A 19,186-nucleotide genomic window follows, 5' to 3' on the forward strand; every position below is an offset into this window, starting at 1 on the left:
CGGGGTCGCTGAAACGTGCCACGTGAGTGTCGTGTGCTCGCCGATGGGTCACCTGGGGGTGACGGATGGTCACCGAACCGGAGGCCGGGACCGCCGTATTGCCCCACCGCATAGGCTGTGCGGAACCAGCCAGCAGCAGCAGGGGGCAACCGCCATGACGACAGGTCGGCTCGGGCACCAAGCCGCGCCGCCGAACGCGGCCTACGCCGGGCAGGTCGTGAACTTCCCGGACCCGGTCCGGGCCTCCCGTCACCCCAGAGGGGTGCGGGTGGACGCGAACGGCTACCCGGACTTCTCGGCGTACGCGCGTGCGGCGGCCGAGATCGCGGAGCCGCCGGAGGGCTTCGGCGTGGATGAGCTGCGGCTGACGGACTACGTGTCCGCCAACGCGGCGCTGCACGCGGACGGCCATGCGTTGTGGGACACGCTCCCGCCGGTGGCGACGCCGCACGGCTGGACCTGGCACCACGTGCCGGGTTCGCGTCGTATGGAGCTGATCCCGGTCGAGGTGAAGGCGCTGCTGCGGCATCACGGTGGGCTGGCGACTGCTGCCGTCGACCAGAACAAGCGGGGTACGCGTCCGCTGCAGGAGACTCGTCCGGCGCATTTCGGGCTGCCCAAGGGCGCGGTGTCGGTGTCGGAGTCGCAGCTCCAGGGTGTGGAGGAGGACCTGGGGTACCGGTTGCCGGGTTCGTACCGGTCGTTCCTGAAGGCCGCGGGTGGCTGTGCCCCGGTCGGGGTGGCGCTGGACGCGGAGCTGGGTCTGCTGATCGACCAGCCGTTCTTCACGGTGCGGGACCGGGCGGGCGCCAATGACGTGGTGTACGTCAACAAGTGTCTGCGGGACCATCTCACGAAGGACTACCTGGGCGTCGCGTTCGTGCAGGGCGGCCTGTTGGCGGTCAAGGTGCGGGGTGCGTCGACGGGTTCGGTGTGGTTCTGCCCGTACGACGACGCGCGGGACGGGGACGGGTCGGTGCTCCAGGAGCGCATGGAGCGGTTGCTCCTGCCGTGTGGAGCGGATTTCGACGAGTTCCTGCAGCGGCTGGCGGGCAGTCCGCCCGAGTTGGAGACGGTGGCGAACCTGATGGTGGACGGTGGCTTCGCGCGTGCCGTTCCCGTCACGGGCGAGGGGTGACGGACCGATGGTGACGTTCGCGCAGGCGCAGGAGCGCGCCGAGGAGTGGATCAACGGCGACGTGCCGGCGTACCAGCACCGCGTGGTCCGGGTGCGGGAGTTCGAGCTGGGTTTCGTGGTGTGGGGGGAGGACCGTCCGGACGGCCCGGTGTCGGACGGCGCCCGGCACCGGATGGTCATCGCCCGGGACAGTGGCGAGGCGACGTTGTGGCCGGGGCTGCCGGTGGGTGAGGTGATCCGCCGGTACGAGGAGGAGTACGGGGCGTCGGCGGCGGACGCGCCGGAGGCCGCGGCTCCTGCGCCGGAGCGTATCGACCTGAACCAGACGTCGTTCCTGTTGACGCCGCCGGAGTGGCTGCAGGACGCGGCGGACAGGCTGGGCATCCCGGACAGGCGGGCGGAGTCGGGCGGTGCCGGGGAGGGCGACGCGGAGGAGACGCCGGCGGAGCCGGCCGTGTCCCCGACGCCGGCTTCCTCCCCCGCAGCCGCCGTGCCTGCTTCGTCGGCGTCCCCGACCCCGCCTCCGTCGTCGTGGAACGACACGAGCGCGACGCAGGGGGACGAGGACGGTTCCGTACCGCTGCCGGCGACGGTGTTCGCGCCGGCGCTGTCCGGTGCGGACGACGACGACACGCCGCCGCCGGCGGTGTCGGCCGACGCGCCGACCGCGCTGATGCAGGGCGGCAGCCAGCTCCCGCGCACCGCGATCGCGCCCGCGCTGGACCCGGACGCGGTACGGGCGGCGGACATCGCGGACGCGGCGACGAGCAAGGCCGCGCTTCCGCCGAGTGCCGCGCGGGGCGGTACGCGGGGTGGCGGTACGACGACCCCGCCGCCGCCCGGTGCGCCGGGCACGCCGGGGGCGCGGCCTCCGGCGGCCACGCCTCCGCCGGCACCGGCGTCGGGTCCGGGCGTGCCGGGCGCGCCCGCGGGCGGGTACGTGCCGACGCAGTTGATGGCGCAGCTGGGCCCTGACGGCCCGAAGCCGCCGGGGGCGACGCCGCCGCCCGGTGCCACGCCTCCGCCCGGCCCGCCTCCGGCTCCTGGTGCGACGCCTCCGCCTGGTGCGGGGGTGGATCAGGCGCCGACGATGCTGGCGCATCCGGGGCCTGGTGGTCCGGGTACGCCGCCGCCTCCGGCGCCGCCCGCGCCTCCCGGTTCGACGCCTCCGCCTGGTGCGGGGGTGGATCAGGCGCCGACGATGCTGGCGCATCCGGGGCCTGGTGGTCCGGGTACGCCGCCGCCTCCGGCGCCGCCCGCGCCTCCCGGCTCGACGCCTCCGCCCGGTGCGGGGGCGCACCAGGCGGCGACGATGCTGGCGCACCCCGGGCCGGGCGGACTGCCGGCGCCTCCGGGACCGCCTGGCGCTCCCGGTGCTCCCGGCGCCCCTGGTGCTCCGGGTGCGCCCGGTGCTGGGGTGCACCACGCGGCGACGATGCTGGCGCAGCCGGGGCCGGGTGGCCCGCTGGCGCCTCCCGGTCCGCCGCCGGCCGCGCCCGGGCCCGTACCGGCGCCCGGTCCCGCGCCCGCGTACGGGTACCCGCAGGCACCGCCCGCGGGCCTGCCCACCGTGGGTCCCGGCTACCAGGTGGTGCTGCGCTACCGCGCGCCCGACGGTTCGGAGGCGCAGATCATCCGCCGCTCCGCGCCCGGTACGCCGCACCCGGAGTGGCAGATCCTGCACGAGCTGCGCGCCATGAACGTGCCGCCGCAGCAGGTGCTGGAGCTGCACACCGAGCTGGCGTCGTGCGAGCTGCCCGGCGGCTACTGCGCCCGGATGATCCGGGAGACGTGGCCGCAGGCGCGGATCACGTCGATCGCCCCGTACGGGCGTGACCACGCGAGCCGCCAGCAGGGCATGCAGCAGCTGATCGCCCATCAGGGAGAGCTGCACCAGGTCGCGGACGGCCCGGCGCGCCCGGCGCCGGTGCGGGCGCCGCTGCCGCCGGTGCAGCCGGCTCAGCCGATCCCGCCGGAGGGCATCGCGCAGGAGCTGGCGGGGGCGTTCGGGCCGCAGGGGATCTGCCGGTTCGACCAGCGTGCGGTGTCCCGGCAGGGCGTACCGGAGCTGGTGGCGCGCACCTTGGTGTGGGCGGGGCTGCCGGCGGACTTCGGGCCGTTCTTCTGGGCGCAGCCCGCGCAGCCGGTGGTTCCGACGCTCGCGGAACTGGCCGCGCAGCGCCAGGTCCAGCCGGCCACGGATGCCGGTTCGTACCTGGTGCTCGGCTCCGACTTCGGCCGCGCGATCTGCGTCCAGTACGGGACGGCGCACATCGTGGCCGTCCCGGTGGAGGCGGGCCCGGGCGGCCAGCCGGTGGCGCCGCAGTTCGTGAACACGGGCCTGCCCGAGTTCACCCGCTGCCTGGCCCTGCTGGGCCGCATGTGGCGCCTCCGCTTCGGCCTGACCCCGGATCAGGCGGGCCGCTGGACGGTCGACTTCCAGGCCCAGCTGTCCATGCTGGACCCGGCGGCCCTGTCGTCGCCGGAGAGCTGGTGGTCGGTCCTGCTGGAGCAGATGTGGGACGGCCTGCTGTAACGCCCCCGAGGGCCCCGGCTCAGCCGGGGCCCTCGCCACGTCCGCCGACGAGCGTGCCGCCGCCGTCGTACAACTCCAGCACGAAGCCCCCTCCGAACGAACCCAGCACGCGGGCCAGCTCATCGAACCGCTCACGCTCGACGACCCCGTTCACAAGGGTCGTCCCGCCCGCGGTCCGATCGATCTCGATACGACACCACCCGGTGACCGCTTCGTAGGAGTGCCAGGACGCGGCGAAGGTCCTCCATCCCCGGGCCTCCAGACGAGCGGCGGCATCGAAGGGATCGATCCCGCCGTGCAGGGCACCGCACACGGTGAGGCCCGTTTCTTCCACGTCACGACCATCGATCGGCTCCATGCGCGCCATTGTCGGCCACAGGTCTGTGAAGATCCCCTACTTGACGAAGGCCGGCGGTTCGGCGGGGATGACCGGCTTGTTGGTGCACCCGAGGGCCTTCGCCATGACGTGGGCGGAGTGGAGGAGGTGCGTGAGGGGGGTTCGGGGGCTCTTGTCGCTGGTGAGGGTGTCGGTCAGCCGACCCCGGACCAGCACGTTTCTCCCCTGTTGTGGGGCGGCCCCCGGGAGCTGGCACGCCACGTACAGGCTGTACCTGCCGGTGGCCCGACTGCCGGAGGAACGCTCGGCCGTCAGGAGGACATCGGCGTTCAGCCGGGTCCTGGTACCACCGACGGGGGCTCGGACCGTGTCGATCCCGTTGTGCCACGTGTCGTAGTCCAGGAGGTAATTCCCGATTCCCGGCCCTGCGGCCAGGCACACATCGATGTTGGAGAGAGTGATGGCCGAGTGCCCCTGGCCCGGTTCCCAGGAGCGTAGATTCCGGTGGATCCGGTCCCGCGCCTCCGCGATATCCGCGCTGGTTGCGTAGTCCAGCTCGACGGGGGCGGCCTGTCGCTCCAGCCACTCGACCGCGGAGCCGCCGAGAACCTCCGCACACAAGGCACGGTGGTCCGCGACCGGCTCGGGCTCCGAGACCGGATCGATCGCGCACCCCGCCACTCCGAGGAACAGCGCCAGCACCCCTGGAACCCACCACTTGCGCACGTCAGTGTCCCCGCCTGTCGTCGGTGTCCACGAGATCACGGCCCCTGCCGTACGCACCCTCCGCGGCGTCCATGACCTCTGAGATCTCGGTCCTGGAGAGTCCCCGGTCCTGTGCCCAGTTCAGCAGAGGTGTGGCGGCCTGCCGCTCGCCCACCTCCCGTGCCGCGTCCAAGCCCTCGTTGGCTTCGTCGCTGTTGTCGAACTTGTTCGCCTTCAGCCAGTCCATCGTCTGTGTCGCGACATGCGTTTCGACGGCGCCGCCCACGGTTTCGACCGCGATGGGGATGAGGACCGCGCCCAGGCCGGTGCCGGTGACCAGTGCCGTGCCCGCGCCCACGCCCGCCCCGACGACTGCTGACGTGACGAACCCACGCCATGCGGCCTGTTTCTCCAGTTCGAGGTTCCGCCGCTCCGCCTCGTCGGCGAATTCCTTGCCGATGGCCTCGGAGCGGGCACTGTCCAAGAGGCCGTGCATGTAGACGTTCTGCAGGCCCGCATCCCTCACGGCCGGGTCGTCGGCCCCCTGCGCGGCCATCGCGCTGGTGCCGTACAGCTGCTGGGCGGCCGACACCGTCTCGTACGCGTCCTGGTCGGAGGCGAGGGCGCGGAGGAAGGCCGCGCTGTCGAAGCGGCCGAAGTCACGCAGGCGATGCCGATCCGCGCCGAACACGGTGTCCCGCCCGGCCGCGTCGCCAGAACCGGCGAAGTTGTCGACGGAGTAGTTGAGGCTGTCGATATGGCCGGCCGCCATCCGCGCCAAGCTCGGGCGGATGCCGTCCTGCTTGTCGATGAGGCCGGTGGACTGGTAGTGGTCGACGACCCGCTCCATCAGGGCGGTCCGGGAGTCGCGCCAGCTCTGTCCCTCCGGGGTTGCAGCCGACGGGACAGACGGGTTCTCGGCGTCGTACGCGTAGCCGAGGGTCGCTGCTTCCAAGGCGTGGCCGAGACCGGCGTAGCCGTCCGTCTTGCCGTCGCGGTCGGTCGGCCAGTCACGGGCGTCCTTGTTGTCGGTGCCCTTGTCGACCAGGTAGTCCCAGTTCCCGACCGCTCTCAGACCATCCTTGGCACCGGTGCCGGTCGATTCGCCGAAGAATTCCAGAGAGGCCTTCGGGTTGTGCCCCAGCGCCTCCATGAAGCCGGCGATCGGGTCGTTGTCGGACGCGGCCGTACCGGGAGGGTAGGTGAGATGAGGGGGACGGCCGAAGTTCCACAGTGCTCTGGGACCGCCGTGCACGGGGCTGGATCGCTCGAACTCGATGAGTTTCCGCCCGTACGTGCCGAGGAACCCGGTCTCCCACGTGCCCTTGCGCATCAGGCTGCTCATGACCTGGAAGCCGTATGGGCCGTTCTCGCCGATGCGTGTGCCACCGGCCGCGATGACCCCCCTCTCCCATGCCTGCATCGCAGGTGAGGCGCTGTGCGTGGCTGTGGCCAGGGTCATGCCCAGGTTCTCCTGCGTCACCGCGAGGAGCCGTGCGCGGGCGCTGTCCTTGGGGACTCCGGGATAGGGATCGGCGATGCTCTTCCAGAACGCCAGGGTGGAGGTGGCACCAAGTTTCGTCGCGAACCGTTCGGCGAAGGCCGCGTTGTCGCGGTGGTGTTCCGTCAGCGTGTTGAACCGCTTCAGGTCAGCGTCGGTCATGTCCGCTCCCTTGGACGCCAGCCCGAGCGCCGTCTCGGCGTCCTCGCGGCCCTGCTGGAGGTCGGCGTCCTTGAGGCTGCGGTGGCCCTTCTCGTCGAAGTCGTTCTTGTTCTGCGCATGGCCGCGCAGTGCTCTCGCCGCGATGCGGTCGGTCTCGGTCGCGTCGGCGAGGATCCGGCGCACCTCGGAGGTGGCGGCGTTGAGGTCCTCCGGGGAGGGCCGCTCGTCGGGAGTCGAGTTGTCGGCGAGCCGGGGAGGGCTGAAGGCCGCGCCATTGCCCTCGAAGCGGACGCCCTTCGCCGACCACTTCTCGATCGCCGCCCGTAGCTCCCCCTGGCACTTGGCCAGTTGGGTGTGGGCGTCGCGGAGGACGGCGTGGATGCTGCGGGCCTCGGTGAGGATGTCGGTGAACTGGCGGGCCGTCGTCGTGGTGAACGCCTTCGTCACCGTGGCGTTGTCGCCCTGCCAGTCGGCCGCGGCGGCCCTGCGGGCGAAGTCGGCCGCGTTGGGGCCGCCGTCGCCGCCCTCGGCTAGGAGGGTGAGCTTGCGGACCATCTCGCCCCACTGCGTCACCGCCGTCCCGAGCTTGCCCAGGCGCAGGTCACGCAGTTCGCTGCAGGTCACCATCGGTCGGCTCTCCCCTTACTTGATCGCGTTCCCGATGCCGGACACCGACATGTCCGTCGCGATCTTGTGGTCGTCCTGGCGGTGCGTGGCGCGTGAATAGTCGAGGTGGTTGGAGATATGGGCGCAGGCGTCCTTGAGGGTGGCCAGTTTGGTGATCCACGCGTCATGGACCGCGCGGAGCCCGCCGCCCGTGTCGAGGCCGTCGGCGGTCAGTTCCGTGGCCGCCTCGGACGTGGCCACGCGCGCGTGGTCGCCGTCACGGGACACCTGGTCGCGCAGGCGGCGCGCCAGGTCGCCCAGTGCGCCCAGCACGTCGTCGTGGACGACGAGGTCTGCGCGCGGGGACGGGGCCCTGCCGTCGGCGCCGGGCGGCAGCTGGTTGAGCCGTGTGCGTGTCGCGGCCGCGTCCTGCTTGGCCTGTTCCCACTCGTCCCATGCCATTCGTGCCCCCGGTGCGGTACGCGGTCATCACTGTGTGTCACTCGTGGATCGCTGAGAACGTAGTGCGGGTCGTCGCTCCTTGCCAACCGTGGCTGGATCGCGGCGAGTTGCGTCGGGAACCGGCGTGTGTGGCATGGTCCTGGCTGGCTAGGGTGGCCGGAAGTCGATCGGGGCGGCAGACGGGGGTGGGCATGCGGTCGTTGTTCCTCAAGGGTGTGGGCGCGTACGTGCGGTGGATCGAGATACCCGGGGACGGGCCCGTCACCGTGTGCGTGCACGGGCTCGGGTGTACGGCCGGGTCGGACTTCGCGCACGTCGTCACGCGGGGGCCGCTCGCCGGGCGGCGCGCGGTGCTCGTCGATCTGCTCGGGTTCGGGCTCAGCGACCGGCCGCGGGGGTTCCGGTACCGGGTGGAGGAGCAGGCGGCCGTCGTGGCCGAGGTGCTGGAGCACGAGGGGCTCGGCGGTGTGGAGTTGCTGGGGCACTCCATGGGTGGGGCCGTCGCCGTTCATCTGGCTGCCGCGCGGCCGGATCTCGTGGCGCGGCTCGTCGTCGCCGAGCCCAATCTCTACCCGGGTGGCGGGATGTTCAGTTCGCCCGTGGCCGCGCAGACCGAGGACGCCTTCGTACGGGAGGGGTTCGCGCGGATGGTGGCCGAGACGCCGCGCGCGGACTACGCGGCGCGGCTGCGGCTCGCCGATCCCGTCGCCGTGCACCGCAGCTCCGTCGCACTCGTCGAGGGCACCTCGCCGTCGGCCGGTGACCTCCTCGTCGGCCTCGACCGGCCCCGTGCCTTCCTCGTCGGCGCCCACACGCGGCCCGATGCCGAGGCCGACCGCATGGAGGCGGCCGGCGTGCCGGTCATCGAGGTCCCGGACGCCGGCCACGACATGATGATCGACAATCCGGGCGGGTTCGCCGCGGCTGTCGCCGAGGGGTTCAGGGTGCCTTTTCCTCGTCTTCCCTGAGTGACGGTTTGTGGATCGGCTGTTCCTGGAGCGCCGGTTCCTTGAGCACCGGGAAGCGGCGCGGTGCGATCAGCAGGGCCAGGAGTGCCAGGCCCGCCGCTGCCGCAGCGCCCGCGTAGACGTACTCGACCGCCGCGTCCACCGCCCGCCGCAGCGCCTCCACCGTCGCGGCCGGAAGTCCCTCGGGGTCGTCCAGGGCGCGGGCCACCGTGTCGAGGTCGCCGCCCGGGGCGTCGCCCTCGCCGAGGCGGGCGGTGAGCACGCCGTTCGCGACGGCCCCGAACAGCGCCGCGCCCAGGCTCTGCCCGATCTGGCGGCAGAACAGCACGGACGCCGTCGTCGTGCCGCGCTCGTGCCAGCCGACCGTCGACTGCACGCCCACGATCAGCGGCAGCTGGAACAGGCCGAGCGCCGCCCCGAGCGCCAGCATGATCAGGGCCGGCTGCCACGGTTCGCCCGGGTAGGGCAGGAGGAGGAAGGACAGCAGGATCAGGCCCGCCAGACCGATGCCGATCAGCGCCGACTGCCGGAAGCCCACCCTCCGGTACAGGTGGTGGGACAGCGACGCGCTCACCGGCCAGCTCAGCGTCATCACGCACAGGACGAAGCCCGCGGCGATCGGGCCCAGCCCGAGCACCGCCTGCGCGTACGTCGGCAGGAACACCGCCGGCGCCACCATCAGCAGACCCAGCGCGCCCAGCGCCAGATTGACCGCCGCGATCGTTCGGCGCCGCCACACCCACCCCGGCACGATCGGCGCCGCGGCCCGCCGCTCCACCACCACCGTCGCCAGCACCAGCAGCACCCCGCCCGCCAGCAGGCCCAGCGACGGCGCCGACAGCCACGGCCACGCCACCCCGCCCTGCACCAGCGCGGTCAGCAGCAGCGCCCCCGACGCGAACACCAGCAGCGCGCCCGGCCAGTCCACCGGCGCCCGCTCCGTGCTCCGGGCCCGCTGCGGCTCCACCAGGTGGCGGGCGGTCAGCCACAGCGCGAGACCGCCCAGCGGCAGGTTGACCAGGAAGATCCACCGCCAGTCCGCGTACGCCGCGAGCAGCCCGCCCACCAGGGGGCCGGCCACCGCGGACGTCGCCCACACGGTGGAGAGCCGCGCCTGGATCTTCGGGCGCTCCTCCAGCGGGTACAGGTCCGCCGCCAGCGTCTGCACCGTCCCCTGGAGCGCCCCGCCGCCCAGGCCCTGCACCACCCGGAACGCGATGAGCGCCGCCATGTTCCACGCCGCCGCGCACAGCAGCGATCCCGCCAGGAACAGCACGATGCCGGCGATGAGCACCGGCTTGCGGCCGAAGGTGTCCGACAGCCGCCCGTACACGGGGATCGTGACCGTCGCGGCGAGCAGGTAGCCGGAGAACAGCCAGGAGAAGACGGAGAAGCCGCCGAGGTCGCCCACGATCTGCGGGACGGCCGTCGCGATGACGGTGCTGTCCAGGGCCGCGAGCGCCATGCCCAGCATCAGCGCGGCGACCACCGGACCCCGCCGCGTGGCGCCGGCCGCGGCCCCTTCCGTACGGGCTGCCGCGCCCGCCGAGGCGGAACCGCTTCCGGCCGTGCCCACCGCCGCAGCCGCGTCCGTACGGGGACCCCCGGAGGCCGCCGCCTTCGTGCGGGCGTCGCCGAGCGCCCCGGGCCCCCGGGCGGCCGTCGTCCCGTCTGCGCGGCGATCCCCGCAGGCCGCCGCCTTCATGCGGGCGTCGCCGAGCGCCGGCGCTCTCGTACCGGGCCCCGGAGCGGCCGCCGTCCCGTCCGTACGGGGACCCCCGGAGGCTGCCGCCTTCGTGCCGGCTTCGCCGGGCGCCGGGGCTCCCGTGCCGGCCGCCGTCCCGTCCGTACGGGGCCCTGCGGAGGCTGCCGCCTTCGTGTCGGCTTCGCCGGGCGCCGGGGCTCCCGTGCCGGATTCCGCGGGTGTCCTCGCCTCCGAGACCCTCGCACCCTCCGTGGCGTCGGGCTTCCCCGTCCCTTCCGTCCCCTCCGTGCTGCCCCTCGACGTCACCCGAGCGATCCTTTCCCCCTGCATCTAATTCCCGGGACACCCTCTCAGCCCCGGCCCCGCGGCGGAAGGTCCCTCCCGGTGGCCGGACAGGTCGCCCCGGCAGGTCCGCACGAGGTTTCGGGCGCGGCCGTCACACCGGCGTCGTACGCTGGGAGACCCCCGGCCCGTGTGACGTGTCGGGCCGTTTGCGTTGCCACTCCCGACCACGGACGGAAAGCCCCCATGAGCCTGCACGGTCTGCTCGACGCCGTCGTCAAGGACCCCGCCCTCGCCGAAGCGGTCAAGGCCGCCGCCGACGGGCACCGGGCCCATGTCGACCTGGTCGGCCCGCCCGCCGCGCGTCCCTTCGCGGTGGCCGCGCTGGCCCGGGACACCGGGCGGCCGGTGCTCGCCGTGACCGCGACCGGCAGGGAGGCGGAGGACCTGGCGGCCGCCCTGCGGTCGCTGCTGGACCCGGACGCCGTGGTGGAGTACCCGGCCTGGGAGACCCTGCCGCACGAGCGGCTCTCGCCCCGCAGCGACACCGTCGGCCGGCGCCTGGCGGTGCTGCGCCGCCTCGCGCACCCGGCCCCGGACGACCCGGCGGCCGGCCCCGTCCAGGTGGTCGTCGCGCCGATCCGCTCGGTGCTGCAGCCGCAGGTCAAGGGGCTCGGCGACCTGGAGCCGGTCAGCCTGCGCACCGGATGGACCGCCGACCTGAACGAGGCCGTCGAGGGCCTGTCGGCCGCCGCGTACCAGCGGGTCGAGCTGGTCGAGAAGCGCGGCGAGTTCGCCGTGCGCGGCGGCATCCTGGACGTCTTCCCGCCGACCGAGGAACATCCCCTGCGCGTGGAGTTCTGGGGGGACGACGTCGAGGAGATCCGGTACTTCAAGGTCGCCGACCAGCGGTCCCTGGAGGTCGCCGAGCACGGCCTGTGGGCGCCGCCCTGCCGTGAGCTGCTGCTGACCCCGCGGGTGCGGGAGCGGGCCGCCGCGCTCGCCGAGGCCCACCCGGAGCTGGGCGAGCTGCTCGGCAAGATCGCCGAGGGCATCGCCGTCGACGGCATGGAATCCCTGGCCCCGGTGCTCGTGGACGACATGGAGCTGCTGCTCGACGTGCTGCCGAAGGGCTCCATGGCGGTCGTGTGCGACCCCGAGCGGGTGCGCACGAGGGCCGCCGACCTGGTGGCGACGAGCCAGGAGTTCCTCCAGGCGTCCTGGGCGGCCACCGCCGGCGGCGGGGAGGCGCCCATCGACGTCGGCGCCGCGTCCCTGTGGTCCATCGCGGACGTCCGTGACCGGGCCCGCGAGCTGGGCATGCTGTGGTGGTCGGTGTCCCCGTTCGCCGCGGACGCCGAGCTGGAGCAGGACACGCTCCAGCTGGGCATGCACGCCCCCGAGTCCTACCGCGGCGACACGGCCCGCGCCCTGGCCGACACCAAGGGGTGGCTCGCCGACGGCTGGCGCACGGTCTTCGTGACCGAGGCGCACGGCCCGGCCGCCCGCACGGTGGAGGTCCTGGGCGGGGAGGGCATCGCGGCCCGCCTGGACGCGGACCTGCCCGACATCTCCCCGTCCCTGGTGCACGTGGCGTGCGGCTCCATCGAGTACGGCTTCGTCGACCCCGGTCTGAAGCTGGCCGTGCTGACGGAGACCGACCTGTCCGGCCAGAAGGCCGCCGGCAAGGACGGCCGGCGCATGCCCACCCGCCGCCGCAAGACCATCGACCCGCTGACCCTGGAGGCGGGCGACTACATCGTCCACGAGCAGCACGGCGTCGGCCGCTACATCGAGATGGTGCAGCGCACGGTGCAGGGCGCCACCCGCGAGTACCTGCTCGTCGAGTACGCCCCGGCCAAGCGCGGCCAGCCCGGCGACCGCCTCTACATCCCCACCGACCAGCTGGAGCAGGTCACCAAGTACGTCGGCGGCGAGGCCCCGACGCTGCACCGGCTCGGCGGCGCCGACTGGACCAAGACCAAGCAGCGGGCGAAGAAGGCCGTCAAGGAGATCGCCGCCGACCTCATCAAGCTGTACTCGGCGCGGATGGCCGCACCCGGGCACGCCTTCGGGCCGGACACGCCCTGGCAGCGCGAGCTGGAGGACGCCTTCCCGTACGCGGAGACGCCCGACCAGCTGTCCACGATCGCCGAGGTGAAGGAGGACATGGAGAAGTCGGTCCCCATGGACCGGCTGATCTGCGGCGACGTCGGCTACGGCAAGACGGAGATCGCCGTCCGCGCCGCCTTCAAGGCGGTCCAGGACGGCAAGCAGGTCGCCGTCCTCGTCCCCACCACGCTGCTGGTGCAGCAGCACTTCGGTACGTTCGGCGAGCGGTACAGCCAGTTCCCCGTCGTCGTACGGGCGCTGTCGAGGTTCCAGAGCGACACGGAGGCGAAGGCCACCCTGGAGGGGCTGAAGGAGGGCTCCGTCGACATCGTCATCGGCACGCACCGCCTGTTCTCGTCCGAGACGAAGTTCAAGGACCTGGGCCTGGTCATCGTCGACGAGGAGCAGCGGTTCGGCGTCGAGCACAAGGAGCAGCTGAAGAAGCTCCGCGCCAATGTGGACGTGCTGACGATGTCCGCCACACCCATTCCCCGTACGCTCGAGATGGCCGTCACCGGCATCCGCGAGATGTCGACGATCACCACCCCGCCCGAGGAGCGGCACCCGGTCCTCACCTTCGTCGGCCCGTACGAGGAGAAGCAGATCGGCGCCGCCATCCGCCGTGAACTGCTGCGCGAGGGCCAGGTCTTCTACATCCACAACCGTGTCGAGTCCATCGACCGGGTGGCGGCCAAGCTGCGCGACATCGTGCCCGAGGCGCGGATCGCCATCGCCCACGGCCAGATGTCGGAATCCACCCTCGAACAGGTCGTGGTGGACTTCTGGGAGAAGAAGTTCGACGTGCTCGTCTCGACGACGATCGTCGAGTCCGGCATCGACATCTCCAACGCCAACACGCTCATCGTCGAGCGCGGCGACAACTTCGGCCTGTCGCAGCTGCACCAGCTGCGCGGCCGTGTCGGCCGTGGCCGCGAGCGCGGCTACGCGTACTTCCTGTACCCGCCGGAGAAGCCGCTGACGGAGACCGCGCACGAGCGGCTGGCGACGATCGCCCAGCACACCGAGATGGGCGCCGGCATGTACGTGGCGATGAAGGACCTGGAGATCCGCGGCGCCGGCAACCTGCTGGGCGGCGAGCAGTCCGGTCACATCGCGGGCGTCGGCTTCGACCTGTATGTGCGGATGGTCGGCGAGGCCGTCGCCGACTACCGGGCCTCGCTGGAGGGCGGTGTCGAGGAGGAGCCGCCGCTGGAGGTCAAGATCGAGCTGCCGGTCGACGCGCACGTCCCGCACGACTACGCGCCGGGCGAGCGGCTGCGCCTCCAGGCGTACCGGGCGATCGCCTCCGCCAACTCGGAGGAGGACATCAAGGCCGTACGCGAGGAGCTGACCGACCGGTACGGCAAGCTGCCCGAGCCCGTCGAGAACCTGCTCCTCGTGGCGGGGCTGCGCATGCTCGCGCGGGCCTGCGGGGTCGGCGAGATCGTCCTGCAGGGCAACAACGTCCGCTTCGCGCCGGTCGAGTTGCGCGAGTCGCAGGAGCTGCGCCTCAAGCGGCTGTATCCGCGCACGGTCGTCAAGGCGCCGACGCGGCAGATCCTGGTGCCGCGGCCGACGACGGGCACGATCGGCGGCAAGCCGGTCGTGGGGCGCGAACTGCTCGCGTGGACGGGCGAGTTCTTGACCACGATCCTGGGGTCGTAGCCGGCGGAGGGCGCCCGCCGGAAAAGCGGTGGGCGCTCGGCGGGACGGCTGCCTAGCCTGCCGTCATGGATCTGACGATCACCACCCTCGCCGAGCGCCCCGGACTGCTGGACGCCCTGTGGCGGATGCCGCACCTGTGGCCGCCGTTCATGATGCACGACCCCGTGTCGGACCTGGCCTACCCGTGGATGGTCCGGGAACTGCCCGAGTACGTGCAGGTGGCGACCGACGCCGACGGCACGGTGGTGGCGCGCTCGTTCAGCGTGCCGTTCCGGCTGGCCGCCGAGGGGCGCGGGCGGCTGCCCGGGCGGGGCTGGGACCAGGTGCTGCTGTGGGCGTGGGAGGACCGGCAGGAGGGCCGCGAGCCCGACACGGTGAGCGCGATCGAGATCACCCTCGCGCGGGGCGTGCTGGGCCGCGGCCTGTCCTCGGTGATGCTCGCCGCGATGCGCGACAACGCCCGGCGCCTCGGCTTCGACGAGGTCGTGGCCCCGGTCCGGCCGAACGGCAAGCACCTGGAGCCGGGGACGCCGATGGACGAGTACGCGTTCCGTACGCGGGAGTCCGACGGGCTGCCCCACGACCCGTGGCTGCGCGTCCATGTGCGGGCGGGCGCGGTGATCGAGGGCGTGGCGCCGGCGTCCATGGCGATCGCCCACGACCTGGACCGGTGGCGGGAGTGGACGGGGCTGCCGTTCGACACGGACGGCCCGGTGGAGGTGGCGGGCGCCCTGGCGCCGGTCCGCTGCGACACGACGGCCGGGTACGCCGTGTACGTGGAGCCCAATGTGTGGGTGCGGCACCGGATCGGGGCGTAAGTCTCCCTGCGGAAGCGGAAAGTCCGGGGGCCGGCCTCTCCCCCCCTAGGTGAGGCCGGTCCCCGGAGGACCTGGCGGTGGCCGACGGCTCAGGCGTCGAGGTCGAGCACGTCCTTGGCGGCCGGTGCCTTGGCCACGACGGGCTTGTTGTAGTCCCTGAAGAGGATCGTGCCGGGCTCGTCGCCGCCCTGGATCACTATCTTGAGCAGGTACGGCTCGCCCTCCGTGGCGACGTAGGACGTGGTGGTCGACTTGCCGTCGGACTCGGTGAGCTTCAGCGCCTTGCGGCCGTCGACGGTGGTCTCCTCGCCCTTGCGGGCGAAGTTCAGACCCGTCTCGAACTCGGCGAGCATCGTGTCGAGTTCGCACATCTCGAGGTCCTTCTTGGTCTCCGGGTCCGAGGCGTCGCTCTTCATCCAGCGGCCCTTGAGCTCCTTGAGGATCGCCTCGGTCTCCTCCGGGGATTCGTCCTTGTTCTCCGAGCGCAGGAAGGCCTCGTCGACGCGGAAGTAGGCCTTGTCGCCGGTCTTGATCAGTTCCATGGTGCCCGCCGTGCCCATGGTGATCGTGCCCGCGCACTCTCCCTTGGTGTTGAGGGCCAGGTACGCCTTCATGGGGCCCTCGCCGTTCTTCACGTCCATGTCGAGGGTGACGGACGAGGCCGTCTTGGTGGCCTTGATCGCCTTGTTGAGGATCTGCGGGCCGGACAGGTCCGCGAACGGGCCGCTCGCCTTGGTCGCGGCGGCGCCGCTGCCGCCACGGCTTCCGCCGCTGCCGCTGGTACCGCTCGTGCCGCCGGGCCCGCACGCCGTGAGGCCGAGCGCGGCGAGGGTGCAGAGGCCGGCGATCAGGGGACGGGTGGACCGGCGGCGGGCGGGGGCGACGTGGGCAGACATGGGGCAGTGCTCCAGGGCATCTCGGGGGAGGGGGGAGTGGGGGGTGTCGAACGTGGGGGCGGGGGCGGGCGTGGCGGGAGTGCGTGTGCCTCAGCGGGTGGTGAGCCGCCGGGTCAGAGCTTCAGCTCCCACTGGCCGGCCTCGTGCTCCAGGCCGGGGCTGACCTCGATGGAGAGCGTCTTGGCGTCGGCGGGCGCGCTGAAGGCGAACTGGGCCGTGGCCGTCTTGCCGGGCAGGACGGTGCCGCTGAAGCCGCCGCCGACGGTGTCGCCGTCGAAGATCTCCTCGGCGGTCACGCCCTTCTCGCCGGCGCGGGCGGTGAGCGTGAGCAGGTCGGCGCCGAACTTCTCCTTGCCGGTGTTCGTGATGGTGACGGTGACCGAGTACGCCCTGTTGCCGGACTCGTGGCCGATGGCGAACTCGCCCGGCTTGTACGCCTTGGCCGCGGAGACCGTGACCTCCAGGCCGCCGTCGTAGACGAGGGTGTCGTCGGCGGCCAGCACCTCGGGCAGCTCCGCCTTGGCGGACGGCTTGCCGGACGCGTTCGCGCCCTTGCCGTTGCTGCCGGTCGCCCCCTTCGGCGCGGTGCTGTTCAGCTCCTTCTTGATGTCGGTCACGGCGTCGTCCACGGCCTTGAACGTGATCACCGCGCCGACGACCGAGAGGATCAGCGCCGCGAGGCCCAGCAGCGCGCCGGTCAGGGCGACGCCCTTGTTGGTGGCCTCACCGCGCTTGGCGCGGCCCCGGCCGGCGAGGCCCAGGATCAGGGCGATCAGGCCGAGGATGCCGGCCAGCCAGAAGAACAGGGGGATGAAGCCCGAGACGGTGCCGATGATGCCCAGCACCAGGGCGGCGATGCCCAGGCCGTTGCGGGCCGGGCCCACGGGGGCGGGTGCGGGGGCGCCGTACTGGGGCTGCTGCATGGAGTGGGACATGGGTTTGCCCTCCAGGACAAGACATGACGTGTGGTCGGAGCCGTTTGCGAGCCCCGTGTAGCGACGGGTCAATAAGACCAGAGGCTGTGAACCGAGTCAACACTGTTCATGTATTTCGGTTCGGCTCACACTGTGAAAGAGTGGGTCCTCCGAGCGCCGTAGGATCGGGACCACATACGCGGACGGAGGGAGTCGGCCAGGTGCCGGAGAACGCAGCAGAGGTGACCGCCGCAGGAATCGCGAGGCTGGCCGGGGTGGGACGCGCCGCCGTCAGCAACTGGCGCCGCCGGCACGCCGACTTCCCCAAGCCCGTCGGCGGCACGGAGACCAGCCCCTCCTTCGCGCTGGCCGATGTCGAGCAGTGGCTGCGCGCCCAGGGCAAGCTCGCCGAGGTCCCCCTGAAGGAACGCGTGTGGCAGCAGGTCGCCGGACACCCGGCCGGCGCCGCCACCGCCCTCGTCCACGCCGGCTGCGCCCTGCTCCTCGTACGGGACAGGACCGCCGGCTGGCTGGAGCTGACCGCCGTGTCCGACGAGCGCATGGCCGAGCTGCTGCCGCAGGCCCTGGAGCTGACGCTGAGCCACCGCCTCGGCCTGCCCCGCGCCGTCCTCACCCCCACCGAGGACCAGCTCGCCCCCTCCGTGCCGCTGCTGCGGAGCGTCGCCGAACTCGCCGCCGAGACCGGCACCCGCCAGGCCTTCGAGTTCCTGCTGGGCCGCCATCTCGACGCCAACCCGCGCCAGTACACCCTCACCCCGCCCGGACCCGCCGCCCTGATGGCCGCCCTCGCCCTCCCCGCGCCCGCGGGCTCCGGGAGCACGAGCACCGGCCGCACCGTGCTCGACCCCGCCGCCGGCACCGGAGCCCTGCTGCGCGCCGTCGAGCAGCCCACCGCGCTGTACGCCCAGGAGGCCGAACCCGACCTGGCCGCCCTCACCGCGCTGCGCCTCGCCCTCCACACGGACGCCGAGGTCCACGCCGTCGTCGGCGACTCGCTGCGCGCCGACACCCACGCCCACGTGGCCGCCGACGCGGTCCTGTGCCACCCGCCGTTCAACGAGCGCAACTGGGGCCACGACGAACTGGCCTACGACCCCCGCTGGGAGTACGGCTTCCCCGCCCGCACCGAATCCGAGCTGGCCTGGGTGCAGCACGCCCTGGCGCGCCTGCGCCCCGGCGGCACCGCCGTCCTGCTCATGCCGCCCGCCGCCGCGTCCCGCCGCTCCGGCCGCCGCATCCGCGCCGACCTGCTCCGCCGCGGCGCCCTGCGCGCCGTCGTCGCCCTCCCGGCCGGCGCCGCACCCCCGTACGGCATCCCGCTCCACCTGTGGGTGCTGCGCAAGCCCGCCCCGGGCGTGACGCCCTCGCCCGAACTGCTCCTCGTCGACGTCGCCGAGCACACCGAGCAGGGCCGCGACCGGTTCGACTGGCAGGCCGTGCACACCGCCGTCCTCGCCGCATGGACGCCCTTCGACCGGCACGGCACCGTCCCCGAACGGCCCGGCGCCAGCCGCTCCGTCCCCGTCATCGAACTCCTCGACGACGACGTGGACCTCGCGCCGGCCCGCCACCTCCCGCCGCCCGCCGCCGGCGGAGGCGCCGCCGAACTCGCCGGCGTCCGCGACCGGCTCACCGCCGAACTGCGCCGCACCGGCGAACTGACCCCGCCCGTCGCCGAGCCCGCGCCCACCGCCCACGCCGGCCCCGCGCGCCTGCCCGGCGTCACCGTCGGCGAACTGGCCCGCACCGGCGCCCTCCAGCTCCACGCGGGCGGCACCGGCACCGGCACCGCCCGCGTCCTGACCGAACACGACGTCCTCTCCGGCCAGGCACCCTCCGGCAGCCTCCCCGAAGGCCCCGGCGAGGACCCCGTCCTCGTCGGCGCCGGCGACGTCGTCGTCCCCGTCCTCGGCGGCGGCACCGTCGCCCGCGTCGTCGACGAGGCCACCGCGGGCGCCGCGCTGGGCCGCAACCTCCAGCTGCTGCGTCCCGACCCGGCCGCCCTCGACCCCTGGTTCCTCGCCGGCTTCCTGCGCGGCACCGCCAACCAGCGGCAGGCCAGCAGCTACGCCTCGACCGCCACCCGCCTCGACGTGCGCCGCCTCCAGCTGCCCCGCCTCCCGCTCGCCGAACAGCGCAAGTACGGTGAGCGGTTCCGCGCCCTCGCCGAGTTCGAGCAGGCCCTGCGGCAGACGAGCCGCCTGGGCGAACAGCTCGTGCAGGGCATGTACGACGGGCTGACGGACGGCACGATCACGGCGTGACCAAGGCGTGATCGACGACGGACCGCCGTTCCGTACAACCCTGGGGCCTTCGTCGCGGTCGCTGTATACGCTCAGCTCGTACGACTTCGTGATC

General features: G+C 73.0%; 14 protein-coding genes. 7 read left to right on the top strand and 7 right to left on the bottom strand.

Features of this window, described 5'->3' with window-relative positions; all coding sequences use genetic code 11:
- Nucleotides 1–154: 154 nt before the first annotated feature.
- Complete coding sequence (locus ABEB09_RS20040; protein WP_345691289.1) at nucleotides 155–1,138, top strand: SMI1/KNR4 family protein; 984 nt, start codon at nucleotides 155–157, stop codon at nucleotides 1,136–1,138.
- A gap of 7 nt (nucleotides 1,139–1,145) precedes the next feature.
- On the top strand, nucleotides 1,146–3,674 hold the full coding sequence (locus ABEB09_RS20045) for an SUKH-4 family immunity protein (protein ID WP_345691290.1): 2,529 nt from the start codon (nucleotides 1,146–1,148) through the stop codon (nucleotides 3,672–3,674).
- A 19-nt stretch (nucleotides 3,675–3,693) separates the two neighbouring features.
- Here the strand turns inward: ABEB09_RS20045 and ABEB09_RS20050 are convergent, their stop codons facing one another.
- Genes ABEB09_RS20050 through ABEB09_RS20065 form a run of 4 tightly spaced genes read right to left on the bottom strand, consistent with a single transcriptional unit; the run spans nucleotide 3,694 to nucleotide 7,447 of the window.
- Complete coding sequence (locus ABEB09_RS20050) at nucleotides 3,694–4,032, bottom strand: hypothetical protein (RefSeq protein WP_345691291.1); 339 nt, start codon at nucleotides 4,030–4,032, stop codon at nucleotides 3,694–3,696.
- Nucleotides 4,033–4,068: 36 nt separating this feature from the next.
- Complete coding sequence (locus tag ABEB09_RS20055; protein ID WP_345691292.1) at nucleotides 4,069–4,737, bottom strand: hypothetical protein; 669 nt, start codon at nucleotides 4,735–4,737, stop codon at nucleotides 4,069–4,071.
- 1 nt (nucleotide 4,738) lies between these two features.
- On the bottom strand, nucleotides 4,739–7,006 hold the full coding sequence (locus tag ABEB09_RS20060) for a DUF6571 family protein (RefSeq protein ID WP_345691293.1): 2,268 nt from the start codon (nucleotides 7,004–7,006) through the stop codon (nucleotides 4,739–4,741).
- A 15-nt stretch (nucleotides 7,007–7,021) separates the two neighbouring features.
- Nucleotides 7,022–7,447: a hypothetical protein gene (locus tag ABEB09_RS20065; protein WP_345691294.1), complete on the bottom strand. Its 426-nt coding sequence runs from the start codon at nucleotides 7,445–7,447 to the stop codon at nucleotides 7,022–7,024.
- A gap of 191 nt (nucleotides 7,448–7,638) precedes the next feature.
- Here ABEB09_RS20065 and ABEB09_RS20070 point away from each other — a divergent pair, with 191 nt between their 5' ends.
- On the top strand, nucleotides 7,639–8,415 hold the full coding sequence (locus ABEB09_RS20070) for an alpha/beta fold hydrolase (RefSeq protein ID WP_345691295.1): 777 nt from the start codon (nucleotides 7,639–7,641) through the stop codon (nucleotides 8,413–8,415).
- Here the strand turns inward: ABEB09_RS20070 and ABEB09_RS20075 are convergent.
- Nucleotides 8,387–9,991, bottom strand: coding sequence for an MFS transporter (locus tag ABEB09_RS20075; protein WP_380839946.1), 1,605 nt, complete (start codon nucleotides 9,989–9,991; stop codon nucleotides 8,387–8,389). The two genes, ABEB09_RS20070 and ABEB09_RS20075, sit on opposite strands and share 29 nt — an antisense overlap.
- Between ABEB09_RS20075 and ABEB09_RS20080 the strand changes: the two genes are divergently transcribed.
- The 3 genes from ABEB09_RS20080 to ABEB09_RS20090 all read left to right on the top strand — a co-directional run bounded on the left by ABEB09_RS20080 (nucleotide 9,984) and on the right by ABEB09_RS20090 (nucleotide 14,997).
- Nucleotides 9,984–10,454: a hypothetical protein gene (locus ABEB09_RS20080; protein ID WP_345691296.1), complete on the top strand. Its 471-nt coding sequence runs from the start codon at nucleotides 9,984–9,986 to the stop codon at nucleotides 10,452–10,454. The genes ABEB09_RS20075 and ABEB09_RS20080 overlap by 8 nt on opposite strands.
- 194 nt (nucleotides 10,455–10,648) lie before the next feature.
- Nucleotides 10,649–14,179: a transcription-repair coupling factor gene (gene mfd, locus ABEB09_RS20085; RefSeq protein WP_345691297.1), complete on the top strand. Its 3,531-nt coding sequence runs from the start codon at nucleotides 10,649–10,651 to the stop codon at nucleotides 14,177–14,179.
- A gap of 65 nt (nucleotides 14,180–14,244) precedes the next feature.
- On the top strand, nucleotides 14,245–14,997 hold the full coding sequence (locus tag ABEB09_RS20090) for an N-acetyltransferase (RefSeq protein WP_345691298.1): 753 nt from the start codon (nucleotides 14,245–14,247) through the stop codon (nucleotides 14,995–14,997).
- A gap of 89 nt (nucleotides 14,998–15,086) precedes the next feature.
- On the opposite strand, the gene ABEB09_RS20095 is transcribed toward ABEB09_RS20090, so the two are convergent.
- The gene (locus tag ABEB09_RS20095; RefSeq protein WP_345691299.1) at nucleotides 15,087–15,893 is read right to left on the bottom strand and encodes a hypothetical protein; all 807 of its coding nucleotides are present in this window, start codon (nucleotides 15,891–15,893) and stop codon (nucleotides 15,087–15,089) included.
- A gap of 113 nt (nucleotides 15,894–16,006) precedes the next feature.
- Nucleotides 16,007–16,828, bottom strand: coding sequence for a DUF4352 domain-containing protein (locus ABEB09_RS20100; RefSeq protein WP_345691300.1), 822 nt, complete (start codon nucleotides 16,826–16,828; stop codon nucleotides 16,007–16,009).
- A gap of 200 nt (nucleotides 16,829–17,028) precedes the next feature.
- On the opposite strand from ABEB09_RS20100, the gene ABEB09_RS20105 reads away from it, so the two are divergent.
- Nucleotides 17,029–19,092 carry an N-6 DNA methylase gene (locus tag ABEB09_RS20105; RefSeq protein WP_345691301.1) on the top strand — a complete coding sequence of 688 codons (2,064 nt, stop codon included), beginning with the start codon at nucleotides 17,029–17,031 and terminating at the stop codon, nucleotides 19,090–19,092.
- The last annotated feature ends 94 nt before the right edge of the window (nucleotides 19,093–19,186 follow it).

The sequence above is a fragment of the Streptomyces coeruleoprunus genome (genome assembly GCF_039542925.1).
GTDB lineage: Bacteria > Actinomycetota > Actinomycetes > Streptomycetales > Streptomycetaceae > Streptomyces > Streptomyces coeruleoprunus.